This window comes from Pseudooceanicola sp. DL12 (assembly GCF_056270665.1).
In genome coordinates this window covers 2,419,737-2,437,215 of record NZ_CM149884.1, presented here as the reverse complement: position 1 = coordinate 2,437,215, position 17,479 = coordinate 2,419,737, and the positions used below count along the sequence as shown (strand labels likewise).

The following is a 17,479-nucleotide window of genomic DNA, read 5'->3' as shown; positions in this document are numbered from 1 at the left end:
GTCACGGCCCCGCGAAGAGCGCTACCAGCGCCAGCCCGAAGAGGGCAATGAAAAGCCAGGCCAGCGCCCCGAGCAAAAGCGGGCGCAGGCCCTTCATCCGCAGTTTGCGAATGTCGGTTTCAAGCCCCATCGCGGCGAGGGCCATGGTCATCAGGAAGGATGTCGTGACGACAATGCCGTGATGGATGCCCTCGGGCAGAACGACATGACCGTTCAACACCACGACGGCGAGAAACCCGAAGACGAACCAGGGCATGGGCGCCCGCGCGCCGCCCTGAAGCTGCCTGTCGGGTCCGAGACGCGCCAGCGCCAGGATCAGAGGGGCCAGCAGGATCACCCGGCCCAGCTTGGCGACGGTTGCGGTATGGCCGGCCGTGTCACCGCGCGCGAAACCGGCGCCGACCACCTGCGCGACTTCGTGGATGGTGCTGCCGGTCCAGAGGCCATAGCTCTCGGCAGGCATGTCGAGCAAGGCCCCGATCAGCGGGTAGAGCACCATGGAGAGCGAGCCGAAGACGGTGACGCAGGCGATGGCATAGGCCACGTCTTCGTCGCTGCCTCGGGTGACGGTGTTGCAACCCATGACGGCGGAGGCACCACAGACAGAGGTGCCGGCGGCGATCAGCTCTCCCAGCCGGCGGTCCACCCCCAGGGCGCGGGCCATGCCCCTGGTAAAGAGGAAGGTGGCGGCGAGGGTGAGCGCGACCACAGCGATGCCGCCCGGCCCAAGGGCGAGCAATTGTGGAATGGTCAGCTGGAAGCCGAGCAGCACGATCGCCAGCCGCAGGAGCCGCCGCAGGGTAAAGGCGATGCCGGGCGCGGCCGGCAGGACCGCGCCGCGGATATTGCGCAGCGCCATGCCCATCAGCATGGCGAGCACCAGCGGGCTGAGGGCGGGGATGCTGATCAGCCGCTGAAGGGCGAGGGACAGGATGGCGAGGGCCAGCGTCAGGCCCAGGCCCGGAAGAAGGACGCGCAGCCTTGCGGAGGGCGGATGGGCTAGGGCATGGGGGCTGTGGCTGGTCATCGGGCGGGTTCTCTGGCTGCGTGTCCTTGCAGAGAGGTGCGCCGCATCGTTCAAAAACTCCAACGAATTGTTTTGCTCAAATTGATCGAAAATCTTAATGTAGGCCATGACTCTTGATCAGATCCGCATCTTTCTGGCCGTGGCCGAGCGCGAACATGTCACGCGTGCGGCCGAGGCGCTGAACCTGACCCAGTCGGCGGTTTCCTCGGCGATTTCGGCGCTGGAGACCCGCCATGGCGTGCGGCTGTTCGACAGGGTGGGGCGACGGATCGCGCTGACAGAGGCCGGGCGCCGCTTTGTGCCGACGGCACGCAAGCTGATGGCCGAGAGCGAAACGGCAGTTCTGGTGCTGGAAGACCTGTCGGGAGAGGCGCGCGGCCGGCTGCGGATCCGGGCCAGCCAGACGGTCGCCTCCTACTGGTTGCCCGAGCGGCTGGTTGCGCTGCATGAACGCTGGCCCGGGGTCGAGATCGGCCTGCGCATCGGCAATTCATCCGAGGTGGCCCGGGCCGTCGAGGATGGCGAGGCAGATCTTGGCTTTGTCGAGGGCGAGGTGGCGCAGGGCGACCTGCAGATCCGCGTGGTCGAGCGCGACAGGCTGGTGCCGGTGGTCTCCGCTGCGCATCCGCTGGCGGCAGGAGGCAGGATCGGCCGTGCGGCCTATCTGAACGGCGACTGGATCCTGCGAGAGCCGGGATCGGGCACGCGCGCGGCGTTTGAGCGGCACCTGTCGGAGCTGGGCCTGACACTGGCCGACCTGCGCATCGCCATGGTGCTGCCGTCGAACGAGGCGATCCTGGCGGCGGTCCGGCACAGCGGCTACCTGGCCATGCTCTCGGCCCGGGCCTTGCCGGAGCCGGGGACCGGCGGGCTAGCGGCCCTGCGCCCGGAGGGCATGCCTCAGCCTTCGCGCGCATTTTCGGTGCTGCTGCATCCACAGCGTCATCGGACGCGGGCGGTCGAGGCGATGCTGGCGCTTGTCGGCGGGGAAGGGAGGACCGGCGACGAGACGGTGCAAGACAGGGCGCGCTGAGGCGCCGCCGTCAGGTCTCGTAGATCGCAATCAGCCGTTCGACATAGTCGCTGAAGACATCCGCCATGCTGAAGGATTGTTCCTGCCGCAGCCATTGCAGCTGCAAACCGTCGAGCACCGCGATGATCTCGGCGGCAAGGGCGCGCGGCCGTGCCTCGGGGCGCATGGTGCCGGTGACGATCCCGTTGTCGAACACGAGGGTCAGGCGATCCTGCATTTCGGCAAGGCGGCGGGCCGACCATTCCGAGGCAGGATGGCCCTCCTGCAGGCTTTCGCTCTCGAGGATCGAAAAGGCCGCGATGACGCGAGGCATCGTCTCGTTATGTCGGACGATCTCGACCGTACCGCGCAGGCGCGCGCGCCATTCGGAGGCCTCTGCCGGGAGGCGGGCCAGCGCAGAGCTGTCGCGCTGTTCCAGCACTGCCATCAGCAGATGCGTCTTGCTCGGGAAATAGTGCAGCAGACCTGGCACGGTGAGCCCGGCGCGCTCGGCGACGACCCCCATCGAGGTGGCGTGATAGCCGGAAAGGGCAAAGGCCTCGGTCGCGGCCTCGATGATCAGGGCGCGCCGGCGTTTACCCTTGCGATAAGGGCCGCGTGTTCCGCTCGTGCTCTCCGGCTCGGGGCCTGCCCCGGGAGGAGATTGCGGTGTCATGGAAGTGGGGGACGGAGGCGGCACTGCATCACTTTGGGCGCCGGGTTCTTCGGCTACGGTATCCATTTGCTCTATCACTCGTTAAATCCCGCGGTGCGGGTCCCTGTTGAACACGCCGGCCGGATCTTTGGGCCGGCGGGAAAAAAGTACTGCGCCCGAAGGCGCTTGGCGACCATGCCCGGCGCTATTGCGGGCCTAGAAGAATGGTTGAATTGGATAAACGCCAATATTTTAGGTATTTCTGCCTGCATCAGAGGACATTCGACCGCCGGGAGGGCCCGGCTTCAGCGCGCAGAGGTCATGGTGCCGAGGGCAAAGCCCAGGGTGGCCGCCGCGATCAGCGAGGCGGCGTGGGCATCGGAGCGCGCCTGGCGGGCGTCAAGCAGGGCGGAGTCCGCGGCGGTGGCATCGGTGATCGTGCCGATACCGTTGCGATAGGCCTCGAAGGCTGCGTCGTAGGTGGTCTGGGCGGCACGGGTCAGTTCGCTTGCCGCGTCATAGGCCGCCAGGGCCGAGCGCAGCCCGTCGTCGGCGACGATGATCTCGCGGGCGGCGGTGTCGCGCGTGGCCTCGAAGGTGGCCTGGGCCGCGGCGGTGACCGAGTCCGCCTGTTTCTGACGCGCCCGTCGCAACCCGCTGTCATAGACCGGGATGGTTACGCCCATCAGCACGCCTGAGCCCGAATTCTGGGTGCCGATGGAGGGCAGGCTGCCGACCTGCAGGGCGCTTTCGTTGCTGCCGAGAATGGCGCCCATGTAGACCTTGGGCAGGTAGGCGGCATCGGCGGCGCGCTGGCTCGCCTCGGTGGCCTTGAGCGCGGCATAGGAAGCGAGCACGTCGGGACGTTTGGACAGCGCCGTCTCGATTGCCTTGTCGGTCGGTGTGGCGCGGGGCCGTGGCAGCGGCCGGCTGGCCGAGGAGGCGACGCGGATCTGCGAGCGTGGCGAGATGCCGACAGCACCGAGCAGGTCCTGGTAGCTGTCGCGGGACAGGTTGCGGGCCTGCACAAGACGCAGGTTCGACTGGGCGACCAGCTGCCGGGCCTGTGCAACCTCGATCGTGGTGCCCGTGCCATTGGTATAACGTGCCTGCGCGGCATCGAGGATGGCCTTGGAATTCTCCATTGTCTGGGATGCGATCGAGAGATTGTTCCGTGCGGCACCGTATTGATAGAAGGCGCGTGTCACGTTGTAGATCAGCGCCTGGTGCGTGCCGTTGAAGGCCACGTTGGCGGCATAGGCCGTCTGTTGCGCGGCGTCGCGCCAGGCCTGCCGCTGGCCGAAGTCGAAGACCAGCCATTCCAGGGCAAGGTTCGGAGAGAAGCCGCTGACGTTGGTCTGAAGAGTATAGGTGGATCCGTCGAGCAGCCCGATGGGCGTGTTCACCTGCTGTTGGCCGGCGATGACATTGACCGTGAGCATCGGCAGGAAGGTCGCCTCGACCATGCCCACGGCGAGTGCGGCCTGCCGTGCTTCCTCCCAGGCGATGCGCGTGGAGGGATGGCTGCGTTGAGCCAGGTCGATCAGTTCGGCCAGGTCGTAGCTGTGGGAGGAACTGATGCCGGCGGGCATCTTGCCGACCTCCGGGTTGGCGGGCACCGAGAAATCGCCCGGCGTGGCATTGCTGCCTTCCGGCGCCCAGGGCTGTCCGGGGCCGGCGGATGTGCCGAGATCGCTGTCGGCGAGACAGCCGGCGAGCGCCGTGATCAGGGCCAGCGGCGCAAGGGCGCGCAGCAGCGGGCGGATATGTCCGGCGGAGGCGTTCATTCAGACCTGTGCAAGCTGTTCGAGCCGGGTGAGCAGGCCGGCGGGTTCACTATAGGCGGCAGAGGGCCCGGGTAAACCGCTGTCATCATTCTCTTTCGGCTCCGTGGCGCTTTGGCCGCCCTCGCCGGACAGCCGCCTGCCGAGGACCGTCAGGCGTGCGGCGAGCGCCGGGTCAGGCGCGGGGGCCGCATGGAGGGCCAGGACAAGCTCTTGCAACGTCTCCGTGATCTGGGCATCGCGGAGCAAACGTGCGTCGAAGGGGCGAATGCGGCGCGGCTCGAAGGGGGCCGAGGCCAGCAGCTCGCGAATCTGTTCCAGCGTCATCAGCGCGGTAGAGCTGGCCTCGGTGCGCGGTTCGGACGGGGAGACGCACGAGGTGGCGGGCAACGCGGCCAGGGTGGCGAGCGCGGCGCAGACCTCGCCCAGCTTGCGCTGGATCTCGTGCAGGACCGAACGCGGCCAGAAGAGGGTGAAGACCAGGTAGATCACGGTGATCCCCAGCAGGATGCCGTAGATGCGGTCGCTGGCGGCGTCGAAATCGAAGCTGGGCCCGAAGCCGTTGAGCGTGGTCAGCAGGAAGGCGAGTGCAATCTGTACACCCGCATAGGAGATCCGCTCGCTGCCCGAAGAGACCCAGGCCCCAACGAAGGTTCCGCAGAAGACCATGGCCATCAGGCCCCCGATGGAGGTCAGGTGCGGCATCACCCAGATCAGCGTCAGCGCGCCCATTGCGGCCCCGATCAGGCAGCCGACGAGGCGTAGGCCCAGCTTGCGCAGAGTCTCGCCGGTGCTGGCGAGGGCCGCGACATATACGGTGATCATCGCGGTGTGGATGCCGGTCCATTGCAGGCCGGTGTAGATCAGGTAGCAGATCACGGCGGCCATGGAGGATTTCAGCGCGAACCTCTGATGCACCGGGTTGGTAAAGGCATCGGGCGCCAGGAAGGGCTGCTTGCGCGGTTGCGGCCGGGCGCCGGCATCCGGAGCCGCGAGGGCAAGGAGCAGATCGGTGAGCGCGCCCTCGGGCATGGGGGCCTGCGGCGCCTCGGGCAGGCGGTTCGCAGTGACATGATCGGCGGCCCTGTCGAGGGCATCGGCCAGGGTGCGGCCCTCGGGGGTGTCGCCGGACAGGGCCGCCGCGGCCAGCATGATCTCGTAGCTCGTGGCCATGGCGCCGTTGAGCCAGAGCCCCCGCCGTCGCGGGACCAGATGCAGCAGGCGCACCATCATCATCTGCTTCAAGCCAGGATCGTTGCCCTCGGCCAGCAGCGCTTCGAAGGCGGCATCATCGCTGCCGCGCAGCCGTGCCGCCGTGGCATGCAGGCGCTCCGCGACGCGATTGCGCACATGGGTCTGTGCCGGCACCCCCAGCAGCATCGAAAAGACCACCATCATCGCCATGGGCACGCAGGCCATCTTCCACGCCAGCAAGAGCCCCTGATCGCCGATCTGTCCGATCGGCACATCGGTGACCAGCGTCATGATGAAGGCGATGATCAGCCCGACGATGGCCGCCTCTTCGCCGAGCGGCGTTGCGGAGGCGAGAAAGAGAAAAAGGTAGGAGGAGAAGAAGATCACCGCGAGGCGGGCGGAGGCGCTCTCGATCGTCAGGTTCACGAGGGGGATCATCAGCACGACCACGAGGCTGGCCAGCAGGATCAGCCCGACACCCATGATGGAATTCTCGACCGCGTCGGGCTTCATCAGGAAGATGATCAGGTAGCAGCTGACCGAGGCCTCGGGGATGTGGAACATCATCGAAACCGCGGAGACGAGCGCACAGAGCAGCGCCACGCGCCAGGTCAGCGCGAGGCGGCCGGGTGTCGGCTGCAGGTCCAGCCAGGCCTGACGGATCAGCCCGGGCCAGGCGGAGGCCTGCGGATCAGCAGCCGCCGTCATGGTGGATGATCGAGAGGCCGGAGGCGCCGATGCGCATCAGGTCCTCGGGGGGATCGGTCAGGCGGATCCGCACGGGGAAGCGCTGTTGCACGCGGACCCATTCCAGCGATTTCAGCACGATGGGCAGGGTCGAGGGCGGGTTGATGACATCGGTCGACTGGATGCCCCAGCCGATGCCCTCGACCACGCCCGGGATGGCGCGGTCTGGGGCGGCAAGGGCATAGACTGTCGCACAGTCGCCGGTGGCGATGCCGGGCAGCTCGGTTTCCAGGTAGGCGGCGGTGGCGACCCAGCTGTCGGTGTCGATCAGGGTAAAGATCGGTTCGGCCGGCAGCACATAACCGCCGGAGGTGACCGTCAGCCCCACGATGCGGCCGTCGTGCGGGGCCCGAAGCACGGTTCCGGCCAGCTCGTGTTCGGCGATGGCAAGAGCCGCGCGCCGCGCCTGGGTCAGGGCGGCTGTGCCGGCCTCGTCGCCCACGAGGGCATCGGCGGCCTCTCTTTGCTTGAGCGCCTCCTGCAGGCTGACCTGGGCGTCGCGCTGCGCGGTGGCGGCATCATCCACCGTCTGATCCGAGACATACCCCTTGTCCTGCATCGGCAGCAGCCTGTTCAGGGTCTGGGTGGCCAGCGCCAGGTTGGCCTCGGCGCGGTCGACCTGCTGGCGGGCGATCTCGGCATTGGCCTGTTCTGCACGGATCTGTCGGGTCATGTCTGCCTGCGCTGCCTCGGCCACGGCGAGGTCGGCGCGGGCCTGGTCGACGGCCAAGCGATAGGCCTCGTCGTCGATCTCGAGCAGGATGTCGCCCTTCTTGACGAAGTCGTTCTCGCGCACGTGGATCGCATTGACCCGGCCGGCGACCGAAGGGGCGATATGCACCACGTCGGCGGTCAGTGTGACGTCGTCGGACATCGGGTTGGCCTCTGCGTGCAGGTGGCTGCGCCAGGCCAGCAGCGCGGTGATCAGAAGGATCGCCAGGGCGACAATGGCGCCGAGAGAGAGGGCCAGGCGGTGCTTGCGGATATCACTCATCCTCAGCGTCCGAAGAAGATCATGGAATAGAGCAGTGTCAGCCCCAAGGCCGCGCACATGTAGACCGGCACGCGGAAGGGCAGGATGTCGTCGATCCCTGCCAGCACGAACAGGACCCGCAGCACGATGGCAGAGATCACGCCGGCGGCGAGACAGACCAGCCAGGCGGGAAAGAAGCTGCCGAACATGGGCACCGAGGGGGCCGGACTCTCGGCAAGGGCGGGCAGGGGGATCAGGACCATGGCCGCTGTGATCGGGGCCGAAGCCCTGCGGAATGCTCGGCGGGCGGTGATCGGGTGCTCTGCTCTCACGGTGCTCTCCGTCCCCGGGCCCGTGGCCCGCATTTTTTCCACCGCGCGAGGCAAATCCCTGATGCACGACAGTTGTTTAAGCGACTTTTGCAAAATATGGCATGCAATCGCAAGAGCTGTCCACTGCCGCCGCTCCGCCTGCGGCGAGAGGTCCGGTCACCTGGCAGACCCTGTGCATTGGCGCAGACCAGCTCGGGCATCGCGGGCTCTGGGCTTTGGCCGCGCGGGGCGCCATAGTGCGCCGCGAAAGCGCGACCGAGCGCGCGGGATCGAGGCGAAAGGGCAGAACGATGCACGGCGAATACAAGGTTCATGGCGGCAAGCTGGTTGTAGCGGATCTGGAGGTGCGCGATGGCGTGCTGGCGGACGTTCAGATTTCGGGCGACTTCTTCCTTGAACCGGCAGAGGCGCTTGCCGATATCCGCGCCGCATTGGAGGGCCTGTCGGCCGAGGCCTCGGCCCGGGAGATTTCCGAAGCGGTTCAGAGCGGCCTGCGTCCTGATGCGGCCATGGTGGGGTTCGGCCCCGAAGCGGTGGCGATCGCCGTACGCCGGGCCCTCGGGGTCAGCAAGACCTGGCAGGATTTCGAATGGCAGATCATCGAGGGCCGACCCGAGACACCGGCCATGCAGCTTGCCCTTGAAGATGTCCTTGCCAAGGAGGTCGGAGCCGGGCGCCGCCCGCCGACGCTGCGGTTCTGGGAATGGGAGCGGCCCGCGATCATCATCGGCAACTTCCAGTCGGTGAAGAACGAGGTGGACCTGGAGGCGGCAGAACGCCTGGGGGTGTCGACCGTTCGGCGCGTGACCGGTGGCGGCGCGATGTTCGTGGAGCCGGGTTCTGCCATCACCTATTCTCTCTATGCGCCCAAGGAACTCGTGGCCGACATGAGCTTTGCCGACAGCTATGCCTTTCTCGACAACTGGGTGCTGAAGGCGCTGAACGAGCTCGGGATCGAGGCGGTCTACAAGCCGCTGAACGATATCACGAGCCCGAAGGGCAAGATCGGTGGCGCCGCGCAGAAACGCTATGCCGACGGGACCGTCCTGCACCACGTGACGATGTCCTACGACATGGACGCCACCAAGATGATGCAGGTACTGCGGATCGGGCGGGAGAAGCTCTCGGACAAGGGCACGACGAGTGCCGCGAAACGGGTCGACCCGGTGCGCAGCCAGACCGGCCTGGAACGGGCAGAGGTGCTGCGGCGGATGCAGCAGACTTTCCTTGGGCTGAACGGTGGGGTGGTAGGCGACATCACCGAGGCGGAATATGCCGCGGCGCGGATACTGGCCGATGAGAAATTCGCCAGCCCGGAATGGCTGCATCATATTCCGTGAGGAGGCGAGGCCCTGAGACTGCAAGGCCGCGCAAGGCGATCCGGGTGCTTCTGGGCCCGGGAGGCCCTGAGCCGGGTGACGGGAGCCCCCCTGCGCTGCGGCATCATTTGGAAGCGGCGTGCCGGGGTCTTTGCCGATGAACCGCCTCATTGGGTCTCGCCCTTGCCGCGGCACTCGTACAGGGCGACTGTGGGGCAGCTGCCTGTCCCGAAGGCCCGGAGGCGGCCCCGGCAATTGCCAAGGAATTATTCCGGGGGAAAGGTTTTCAGGCGAGAGATCAGCGCACAGATTGATCGCAATTGACGTGCATAGGAGAGGGCAGATCGGGTGAGCGCCAGCATTGAGACAGAACCGGCCGTGCCTGAAGCCATGGCGTTCAGTGCGCGGCCCGAAGTCCAGGCCGAGGTGCGCAGGTTCACCCGCGGGAACTTCGGTATTCTGGGCACCTTCCTGCTGCATCGCGCCGCCCTGGGATGGGATCTGCTCAAGGCCCCGGCAAACGTGGTTCTAGCGCCGGTCTACCTCCTGCTGCGCCTTTTCGCGGCATTGCTGGGCAAGTTGCGCCTGCTGCGGGCCTCGGCCTGGCTGCGGCGGCAGAACATCCTCTTCGAGACCGAAGTGGCAGCGCAGGTGGCAGGGCGGTTGCAGGATCTGCTGGGGCGCCTCGAGGCGGAGGGCCAGGTCACCGGGGCCCCGAAAGAGGTGATCCGCCGCGAGATCCTGGAGTATGCGACCGTCCGCAATGCCATCGCCGAGATGACAACCTCGGTGATCGTCCTGCTGACCGGGCTGTTGTTGTTTCACGCCGCGACGCCGGGCGTCGTGTCGCTGGCCAGTCCGGTGGCGGACTATCGGGCACAGGCGGCAGCCATTGCTGGCTTTCCTCTGGGCGACGGCGCGGGGCGCCTCTGGTACGGGGTCTTTCCCGTGCACCACTCGACGCTGGACCTGATTGCCACGGCGGTGGGACTGGCGATGATCACCTCGATCATTACGACGTTTGCCGGCGTTCTTGCCGATCCCGTGCAGCTCTGGACGGGCATCCACCGGCGGCGGCTGCTGCGGCTGCTTGACCGGCTGGAGGTTGCCGGGCGCACCGGCGAGGACCGTCCGGCCCTGGCCCGAGAGCACCTTGCGGCACGGCTCGGCGATGTCAGTGACCTTCTCCTCAGCCTCTGGCGAACCCTTCGCGGATAGGGACAGACCCGGAGCAGCGCCCGTGTTCGGCTGTCGGGGCGGCAGAAAATCATTCAAAATCTATCGGATGTCCGCTTGGAGTGTGGCGTGGTCCTGAGCCGGGGCGGCACCATGCAGCCAAGCCTGTTTTGCTGGGCAAAGAGAAGACAGATCCCCCGTCTTTGCGGGCGCAGCCGACGCGCGACAAGCAAGTTTCATGCAGATTTAAGCTGTTCCCTGAGTGGCGGTAAACGCGGGCTTTACCCTTTGCCTCCATGTGTGGGCTCAAAGGTAACAGGAGATGCGGGAATGAAATCAGGAATGGGCCTCAGGATCGGTGCCCGTATTTATTCGATCATTCTTGTTTCGGTATTGGCCAGTGCCGCACTGGCTTTCACGATGTACGACATCAGCGTCCGGAACATTTACCATATGCGCGAGGCCCATTTGCGGGATGTGGTGGATTCGACGACCAGCCTCGTGGATGCACTTTATCAGGAATCCGTCGAAGGTACGCTGACCGAGGAAGAGGCCAAGGCTCAGGCGGTCGAGCTGCTGCAGAACGTGCGCTATGACAATGGCAACTATGTCTTCGCTTTCGATTACGACACCGTCGTGGTGGCCCATGGGCGCAGTCCGGGCGATGTCGGCAAGCGCAAGGGCGGCATTCTCGACCCCAATGGAGTCGACGTCTATGGCGAGCTTCTGAAGGCGGCCCAGGACGGCGGCGGAATCGTCTTTTACGCGACTCAGCGCACGGATGGCGATCAGGCTGCCCAAGAGGCCAAGATGAGCTATGCCCGCACATTCGCTCCTTGGGGGTGGGTGATCGGCACAGGCACTTACATTGCCGAGATCGAAAGGACGATCGCACAGATGCGGAATCGGGCCTTCGTGGCCTTTTTCCTCGGGCTTATCTGCCTTGGTGTGGTCAGCTGGTTCATCGCGCGCAGCGTGACGCTTCCGATCAAGACGCTGAATGCGCGAATGCAGTCGCTCTCGAAGGGAGACTCGGATACGCCGATTCCCTATACCGGCAAGGCGGATGAGATCGGCGAGATGGCCCGTTCTGTGCAGAATTTCCAGCAGGACATTCAGCGCGGGGCCGAGATGGAGCGTGAAGCTGCGCGGCGGAAGGCAGAACAGGAGGCTGCGGTATCGGCCCTTGCCGAAGGTCTGAAGGGGTTGTCGACCGGGGATCTGAGCATCCGCCTGAACGACCCGTTCCCGGGCGACTACGAGGCGTTGCGCCGCGATTTCAATGGAACGGTCGGAAATCTTGCCGAGCTGATCGGCACGATCAGCGAAACATCCATGAGCCTTGAAAAGCGTGGAGAACAGATCAGCGAATCTGCCGAGGTCGTGGCTCGCCGGTCGATCGAATCTGCCGCATCCCTGGAGGAAGCTGCCGCCGCGATCGAAGAGCTGACCTCCTCTGTGCGGCTGGCTGCGCAGGGTGCCTCAGAGGCAGACATCATCGCGACCGAAGCACGCGATAACGCAGAACAGAGCGGGGAAGTCGTGCGCAAGGCGGTCAAGGCCATGGGTGCGATCGAGGAATCCTCTGGCAAGATTTCCCGGATCATGGACGTGATCGACGATATCGCCTTCCAGACCAACCTGCTGGCTCTGAACGCCGGCGTCGAGGCCGCCCGTGCGGGCGAAGCCGGGCGCGGCTTTGCCGTGGTGGCCTCGGAAGTGCGTGCTCTTGCTCAGCGGTCCTCCGAGGCGGCGCGCGAGATCAACATCCTGATCACCGAGAGCGGTGGCCACGTCAGCGAAGGGGTTTCCCTGGTCGATGCCGCCGGTGCCTCGCTCGAGCAGATCTCGGGGTCTGTTGCCAAAATCGCATCGCACATCTCGGACATCGCGACATCGGCCAATGAACAATCCGCCGGCGTCAGCGAGATCAACACCTCCGTTGCGCATCTTGACCGCACGACGCAAGAGAACTCGGCCAAATTCCAGGATACTCTGGAAGCAAGCCGTTCGATGACGATGGAAGCTGTGAGCCTGCGCAAGGCCGTGGGGCAATTCAAGCTGTCCAGGAACGGTACTGGTGGGAAGATTGTAAGTTTCCAATCCTCTCCTGCGGCGGCAATGCCAGCCTCGCGACCGGCGGCAAAGGCGGTGAACGCGCCGGTCAGTGCCAGCTCGGTGTCAGAAGATTCCTGGGAAGACTTCTGACAAGCCATCGGGTTGTCCGAGCCAAAGAGAAAAGGGGCCAATCGAGGCCCCTTTTCCTTTGCGTGGGGTCAGGATTTGGCCCGCCAGGCGTAGATCCAGACCCCGACGAGAACCAATGAGATGATTGCGTTCCAGCTGGCCATCGAGAGGCCGAACATCTGCCAGGCCACCTCGTCGCAACGGATCAGGGGGGCAGACATGATCTGATCGAAGAGTTGATCGCTGCTCATCCCGCCCGGTGCGCTGGACGTGCAACTTGTCGGCCCCTCGAAAATACCGCGCTCGACCCCGGTATGGTAAATGCCTATCGCGGCAGAGGTACCGGCGGCCGCCGCGCCGATCAGCGCCAGTGGCCGCCAGCCCGTGATGACTGCAATAAGGCCGACGACGACCGCGACAAGATGCGGCCAGCGCTGCAGGATGCAGAGGTGGCAAGGCGGCAGTCCGCCCAAGTATTGAAAGGCCAGGGCTCCGAGCAGCAGAGCAGCCGAACCCGCGGCGGCGATCGTTACGCCAGTACGAAAAGTCATAGAAATCTCACAGCCAGGAAACCGGCGAAGAGGATCAGGAAAAATGCCGTGAACACAAGCCCCAGACGGCGCTCGATGAAGTCACGAACGGGTGAGCCGAATTTCCACAGCAGAAAGGCGATGAGATAGAAGCGGATGGCCCGAGCCAAAATGGATGTCAGCATGAACGTGACGATGTTCATGCCGGTCCATCCGGACATGATCGTGATCACCTTGTAGGGGAAGGGGGTCATGCCTGCGCCAAGCACGGCCCAGAAGCCGGCATTGTTGAACTTCTCGTTGAAGGCTTCCATGGAATCGGCCTTGCCAAGATGCTCCAGGATCGGTTGTCCGATGGAGTCGAAGGCGAATGCCCCGATTGCATAGCCCAGAATGCCCCCGAGAACCGAGGCGACCGTGGCCACCGTGGCGATCACGAAGGCCTTGTTTGGCCTTGCTATGATCATTGGGATCATCAGGAGATCCGGTGGAATGGGGAAGAAGGAACTCTCGACGAATGACACCAGCGCCAGAACCCAGAGGGCCTGTGGGTGTTCCGCCATGCGAATGGTCCAGTCGTAAATAGATCTGATCAAAGGTCTGCCCGATGTTTTGCCCGAAAATGGGGAGGCTGTCAGCGGTCCAAAGATCATGCGACGGTTGTGATGGTCAAGCTCCCACGGTCGGCCAATCACCACATCGGCGTGATATGTCCTTTCCAGCGCGCAATATTCCGGGTGGACCAAGGCGTTGCTTAGCTGCTATGCCAAGCTGGCCGGCGGGGCGCGGTTTGCCTCTGGACGGAAGAGGTAAGGACGGTTAGACAAATCTCCTGACAGCCCGTGCAAATGCACGATGGGCCCAAGTGGCGGAATGGTAGACGCAGGGGATTCAAAATCCCCCGCCGCAAGGCGTGCCGGTTCGAGTCCGGCCTTGGGTACCAACTTGAAATACAAGGTTAAATCCCGAATTTGACCAAGCCTGTTTCATCTCAAGCGGAGATGTGTGCCCCCAGGGCTTTCGCTATTTCAGTTCTATGCCCGTTCTGATTTCTCGTGTCGTGGCGAGTCAGAGCCAACTTCGCCAGAACATTCTGCGCGCCCCGGCGCCGATGGGTCCGCGCCGTTTAGGCGATGCGTTGCCCGGTCACGCTCTGATTTCCGCGCTCGAACCTCCCGTCCCGGCCCGGGCGACTGACGCAGTGCAGCGGCGGCCATGTATCCCCAACCTGTCACAGGCGTTCCCGGCCTTCTTTCTCGTTTTAGCAAAACGCTTCTGCATGTCGTCATAGCTCATCGGCTCGGTCACTTACCTGGCGACAATGTAGCGCCCGCCCTTGGGCAACGTCGCAAGATGGTCCCGACGATCTCTCGGGCAGACCACCCAGATCCATTCTTGCGCCTTGCCCTGCGTGACTGACATGTATTCACTGCACGAAGTGCCCCCGTCATCCCGCAGAGGTTCCGGGAACTCTCCTTACTCCGCAAGTGCTTCATGGCCATCGCGGAGCGCGGCACCCATGTTGTCATCCCGTCCCAGATGACCGCAAAGTCGTGGCAGATCGTCACCCCCGGTGCCGCTGCGGCGACAATGGAGTAGTTACCACTGCCGGAGACGCGTTGAGGTGAACATCCATTGTGGAAAGCTATTCGGTCAGCGCCGCACGGCAGGGGATGTCGACCGCTATCGCGAACTCCAGGTTCGCATCCCAGTGCTCAACGGCTGTCACGGGAAAGGGAAAGCTCGGTCATCACGGAATTTGCACAACAGAGCCCGCCCCTGAAGTGGCGCGACCCGCTTCTGCAGTTGCCGACTGCCTGGAGATCGCCCTGCCTAATTGACTGTCGTACGGATGCTTCTGCCCCAGCATCCGGACACCAGACAAGAGCCGGGGGAGAGCTTTACAATCAATCTGCGTCCCAAGGCACGCGTGACTTGCGCCGTCTGCGAGCGGGTGGCGTCGCGTGGGCGGTTTCAGAACTGATGGTAGGCCTCGCTGAAATGAGATTTCATCACTTCGATGAATATCTCCAAGGCAGGTGGCCTCATCTCCCCGTAGTGATCCACCGTCACGATGTTCGGCGCCGGAAGAGGGTCGATCAGGCGAATGCGCCGCGTGCGCGATTCGACCTTTAGGGGCGTGCGCGGCCAGGCATTGAGGATGGTCGAGCCGAACCCCTCGGAGACACCGCGAATGATTGTCTCGTAGCTGCGGCTCTTGAAGCTGATCTTTGGGCGCCGGTCCGCATAGTCGAAGAGGGTCATGAGATAGGTCATGGTGAGTGGAAGGCTGAGCAGTGAGACAGGATATTGCGCCAGTTGGCTGATACTGATCGCGTCATGCCGCGCCAGCGGCGACTCCTCGTGCACCATCGCATGCGGCGGGGCGCGACCGATACGGTGGATCGTGCCGGTGAAATCCGGGCCAAGGTCATAGATCAGGACGACGTCGACCTCGCCACGATCAAGATAGCGCTTCAGGCTGGGCTGATCCGCCTCGACCAGTTCGATGGAGATGTTCTTCAGACGCTGCCGGAGCTGTCGCAGCACCTCGACCATCATGATCGAACTGAAGGGTTCAAAGAGGCCGATCCGCAGATGCGCCTCGTCCCAGCTCTGAGATTGCACCTCCCGGTTGAAATCCCGCTCTGCTGCTAGAAGTCTGCGTGCGGCCGCGATGAATCTTTCACCGGCTGCGGTGATCAGAACCCCTCTGCCTTTTTGCCGCGAGAAGATTCGTACCCCGAGATCCTGTTCGGCCGTGTCAACGGCGGAGAGAATAGATGATTGGGATATGTTCATTTTTTGCGCGGCTTTCGAGAAGCTGCCGCATTCCTGAACTGCGCAGATATAGGAAAGCTGCCTGAGCGAAGGTGTCACTGATCGAGATACCCATGAAATGTATATATTCGTGATATATTTTGCATTTTACGGGTCGGTATTTTCTTCGCCAGCATTGGTGTCAATCGAAGCGAACGATGGACGGAACGGTGCTGAAAACTCGGTCGCATCCGATAGCGGATGCAAGTGAACTATGCCAAATGTCAGCCGCTGAGCTGACCAAAGCCTATGCCTCAGGCATGCTGTCGCCCGTCGAGGTAACCAGGGCGACCCTTGATCGGGCGGGCGAGGCGCAGGAACTCTGCAACTCCTTTGCCCTGATCGACGAGGACGGGGCGCTGGCCGCCGCAAGCGCATCGGAAGAGCGCTGGAAGTCCGGCGCACCATTGTCGCCGATCGACGGAGTGCCGGGCACGATCAAGGACATCGTCAAGATAAAGGGATGGCCTGTCAGCAATGGCAGCAGCCTATGCCAGGATCCCGCCGGCAGCGAGGATGCGCCCAGTGTCGAGCGACTGCGTTCGGCAGGCATGGTGATGCTCGGCGCGACCATGACGCCGGAGTTTGGCTGGAAGGCCCTGACCGACAGCCCACGATGGGGGATCACCCGCAACCCATGGAACACCGATGTCACGCCCGGCGGCTCTTCCGGGGGCGCGGCGGTGGCGGCCAGCATGGGGGCAGGGGTGCTGCATCTGGGATCGGACGGCGGCGGTTCTATCCGCATCCCGTCGGCCTTTACCGGGATCGCGGGGATCAAGCCGACCTTCGGGCGGGTTCCGGCCTATCCGGCCTCGGCCTTTGGGACGGTGGCGCATATCGGGCCGATGGCGCGCCGCGTCGAGGACGTGGAGGTCATGCTGACCGCGATGTCGGGCAGGGACCGCCGGGACTGGTTCCAGGGCGAAGCGCAACTGCATCAGCTGTCGCCGCATGAGACAACGCCGGCCGGTCTGCGCATTGCCGTGTGGAAGACGCCGCCGACCGGCGAGGTGGAGCCCGAGGTGGCAGCAGCCTTTGACGCGTCTCTCGCGCGTCTCGAGGCTGCGGGCGCGCTGCTCGAGGAGATCGAGTTGCCGATGTCGAATGAGCTCTACGCGATTGCGACGCGGCTGTGGTTCTGCGGCGCGCGGGCCCGGCTGGAAGCGTTTTCCCCGCTGGAAGAGCTCGAGGAAGGCGCGATCGACACCGGCCTCATGGCAATTGCGCAGGAGGCCACTGCCTGGACGACGACCGACTACATCTCGGCAGTGAACGCACGCGCGGAATACGGCAGCCGCATGGATATGCTGATGGAGCGCTTCGACTATATCGTCGCCCCCGGATGTGCCGTTCTGCCATTTGCGGCCGGCGAGGAAGTTCCGCCGGGAAGCGGTCTGGAGCGCTGGTTCGAATGGGCAGGCTTCAGCTATCCGATCAACCTCTCGCAGCAGCCGGCCGCGGTCGTGCCCGCGGGTCTTGGCGCCTCCGGCTTGCCGCACTCCCTGCAGATCATTTCGGCCAAGGGGCGCGATTCCGCGGTCCTTGCGCTCGCGAAATGGTGGCAGCGGCAGGACCCATTACACCTGCTTTGACGTGAAGCCTGTCCGGCGCGGGCGGGTGGCCGGACAGATGGATCGGGGCAGTCTTGCCCTGGTCGGACCGCCCCAAAAACTTCTGAACCAGAAAAACGGACGGCCCAGGGCCGACCAACACGGAGAAA

General features: G+C 64.4%; 14 protein-coding genes and 1 tRNA gene. 6 read left to right on the top strand and 9 right to left on the bottom strand.

Features of this window, described 5'->3' with window-relative positions; all coding sequences use genetic code 11:
* Nucleotide 1: 1 nt before the first annotated feature.
* Nucleotides 2–1,027 carry a YeiH family protein gene (locus AC0WR5_RS11390; RefSeq protein WP_475863220.1) on the bottom strand — a complete coding sequence of 342 codons (1,026 nt, stop codon included), beginning with the start codon at nt 1,025–1,027 and terminating at the stop codon, nt 2–4.
* A 106-nt stretch (nt 1,028–1,133) separates the two neighbouring features.
* Here AC0WR5_RS11390 and AC0WR5_RS11385 point away from each other — a divergent pair, with 106 nt between their 5' ends.
* Entirely contained in the window at nt 1,134–2,060 is a 927-nt protein-coding gene (locus tag AC0WR5_RS11385; protein ID WP_475863218.1) for a LysR substrate-binding domain-containing protein, read from the top strand.
* A 10-nt stretch (nt 2,061–2,070) separates the two neighbouring features.
* Here AC0WR5_RS11385 and AC0WR5_RS11380 read toward each other — a convergent pair whose 3' ends face one another.
* The 5 genes from AC0WR5_RS11380 to AC0WR5_RS11360 all read right to left on the bottom strand — a co-directional run bounded on the left by AC0WR5_RS11380 (nt 2,071) and on the right by AC0WR5_RS11360 (nt 7,724).
* Nucleotides 2,071–2,781, bottom strand: coding sequence for a TetR/AcrR family transcriptional regulator (locus tag AC0WR5_RS11380; RefSeq protein ID WP_475863217.1), 711 nt, complete (start codon nt 2,779–2,781; stop codon nt 2,071–2,073).
* Nucleotides 2,782–2,999: 218 nt separating this feature from the next.
* Nucleotides 3,000–4,481, bottom strand: coding sequence for a TolC family protein (locus AC0WR5_RS11375; protein WP_475863216.1), 1,482 nt, complete (start codon nt 4,479–4,481; stop codon nt 3,000–3,002).
* Nucleotides 4,482–6,380 carry an FUSC family protein gene (locus AC0WR5_RS11370; protein WP_475863215.1) on the bottom strand — a complete coding sequence of 633 codons (1,899 nt, stop codon included), beginning with the start codon at nt 6,378–6,380 and terminating at the stop codon, nt 4,482–4,484. It abuts the gene before it with no gap.
* Nucleotides 6,364–7,413, bottom strand: a complete 1,050-nt coding sequence (gene mdtN / locus AC0WR5_RS11365) for a multidrug transporter subunit MdtN (protein WP_475863213.1) — start codon at nt 7,411–7,413, stop codon at nt 6,364–6,366. The genes AC0WR5_RS11370 and mdtN overlap by 17 nt, the downstream gene beginning before the upstream one ends.
* Nucleotides 7,414–7,415: 2 nt before the next feature.
* Nucleotides 7,416–7,724 carry a YtcA family lipoprotein gene (locus tag AC0WR5_RS11360; RefSeq protein ID WP_475863211.1) on the bottom strand — a complete coding sequence of 103 codons (309 nt, stop codon included), beginning with the start codon at nt 7,722–7,724 and terminating at the stop codon, nt 7,416–7,418.
* A gap of 290 nt (nt 7,725–8,014) precedes the next feature.
* Here AC0WR5_RS11360 and AC0WR5_RS11355 point away from each other — a divergent pair, with 290 nt between their 5' ends.
* The 3 genes from AC0WR5_RS11355 to AC0WR5_RS11345 all read left to right on the top strand — a co-directional run bounded on the left by AC0WR5_RS11355 (nt 8,015) and on the right by AC0WR5_RS11345 (nt 12,427).
* Nucleotides 8,015–9,064 (top strand): lipoate--protein ligase family protein, encoded by a 1,050-nt coding sequence (locus AC0WR5_RS11355; RefSeq protein WP_475863209.1) that lies wholly within the window; start codon nt 8,015–8,017, stop codon nt 9,062–9,064.
* A 327-nt stretch (nt 9,065–9,391) separates the two neighbouring features.
* Nucleotides 9,392–10,261 (top strand): DUF6635 family protein, encoded by an 870-nt coding sequence (locus AC0WR5_RS11350; protein ID WP_475863207.1) that lies wholly within the window; start codon nt 9,392–9,394, stop codon nt 10,259–10,261.
* Between the two features lie 288 nt (nt 10,262–10,549).
* Nucleotides 10,550–12,427 carry a methyl-accepting chemotaxis protein gene (locus tag AC0WR5_RS11345; protein ID WP_475863206.1) on the top strand — a complete coding sequence of 626 codons (1,878 nt, stop codon included), beginning with the start codon at nt 10,550–10,552 and terminating at the stop codon, nt 12,425–12,427.
* A gap of 68 nt (nt 12,428–12,495) precedes the next feature.
* Here the strand turns inward: AC0WR5_RS11345 and AC0WR5_RS11340 are convergent, their stop codons facing one another.
* The gene (locus tag AC0WR5_RS11340) at nt 12,496–12,957 is read right to left on the bottom strand and encodes a disulfide bond formation protein B (RefSeq protein WP_475863205.1); all 462 of its coding nucleotides are present in this window, start codon (nt 12,955–12,957) and stop codon (nt 12,496–12,498) included.
* Nucleotides 12,954–13,532 carry a YqaA family protein gene (locus tag AC0WR5_RS11335; protein ID WP_475868980.1) on the bottom strand — a complete coding sequence of 193 codons (579 nt, stop codon included), beginning with the start codon at nt 13,530–13,532 and terminating at the stop codon, nt 12,954–12,956. The genes AC0WR5_RS11340 and AC0WR5_RS11335 overlap by 4 nt, the downstream gene beginning before the upstream one ends.
* 263 nt (nt 13,533–13,795) lie before the next feature.
* Here AC0WR5_RS11335 and AC0WR5_RS11330 point away from each other — a divergent pair.
* Nucleotides 13,796–13,879 (top strand) — tRNA-Leu (locus AC0WR5_RS11330).
* Nucleotides 13,880–14,910: 1,031 nt separating this feature from the next.
* Here the strand turns inward: AC0WR5_RS11330 and AC0WR5_RS11325 are convergent.
* Nucleotides 14,911–15,816, bottom strand: a complete 906-nt coding sequence (locus AC0WR5_RS11325; protein WP_475863204.1) for a LysR family transcriptional regulator — start codon at nt 15,814–15,816, stop codon at nt 14,911–14,913.
* 98 nt (nt 15,817–15,914) lie between these two features.
* Here AC0WR5_RS11325 and AC0WR5_RS11320 point away from each other — a divergent pair, with 98 nt between their 5' ends.
* Nucleotides 15,915–17,351 (top strand): amidase, encoded by a 1,437-nt coding sequence (locus tag AC0WR5_RS11320; RefSeq protein WP_475863203.1) that lies wholly within the window; start codon nt 15,915–15,917, stop codon nt 17,349–17,351.
* Nucleotides 17,352–17,479 lie beyond the last annotated feature (128 nt).

Coding starts and splice junctions, on each gene's coding strand:
- AC0WR5_RS11390 (WP_475863220.1), bottom strand. CDS start 1,027: ATGACCAGCCACAGCCCCCATGCCCTAGCCCATCCGCCCTCCGCAAGG.
- AC0WR5_RS11385 (WP_475863218.1), top strand. CDS start 1,134: ATGACTCTTGATCAGATCCGCATCTTTCTGGCCGTGGCCGAGCGCGAA.
- AC0WR5_RS11380 (WP_475863217.1), bottom strand. CDS start 2,781: ATGGATACCGTAGCCGAAGAACCCGGCGCCCAAAGTGATGCAGTGCCG.
- AC0WR5_RS11375 (WP_475863216.1), bottom strand. CDS start 4,481: ATGAACGCCTCCGCCGGACATATCCGCCCGCTGCTGCGCGCCCTTGCG.
- AC0WR5_RS11370 (WP_475863215.1), bottom strand. CDS start 6,380: ATGACGGCGGCTGCTGATCCGCAGGCCTCCGCCTGGCCCGGGCTGATC.
- mdtN (WP_475863213.1), bottom strand. CDS start 7,413: ATGAGTGATATCCGCAAGCACCGCCTGGCCCTCTCTCTCGGCGCCATT.
- AC0WR5_RS11355 (WP_475863209.1), top strand. CDS start 8,015: ATGCACGGCGAATACAAGGTTCATGGCGGCAAGCTGGTTGTAGCGGAT.
- AC0WR5_RS11345 (WP_475863206.1), top strand. CDS start 10,550: ATGAAATCAGGAATGGGCCTCAGGATCGGTGCCCGTATTTATTCGATC.
- AC0WR5_RS11340 (WP_475863205.1), bottom strand. CDS start 12,957: ATGACTTTTCGTACTGGCGTAACGATCGCCGCCGCGGGTTCGGCTGCT.
- AC0WR5_RS11320 (WP_475863203.1), top strand. CDS start 15,915: ATGGACGGAACGGTGCTGAAAACTCGGTCGCATCCGATAGCGGATGCA.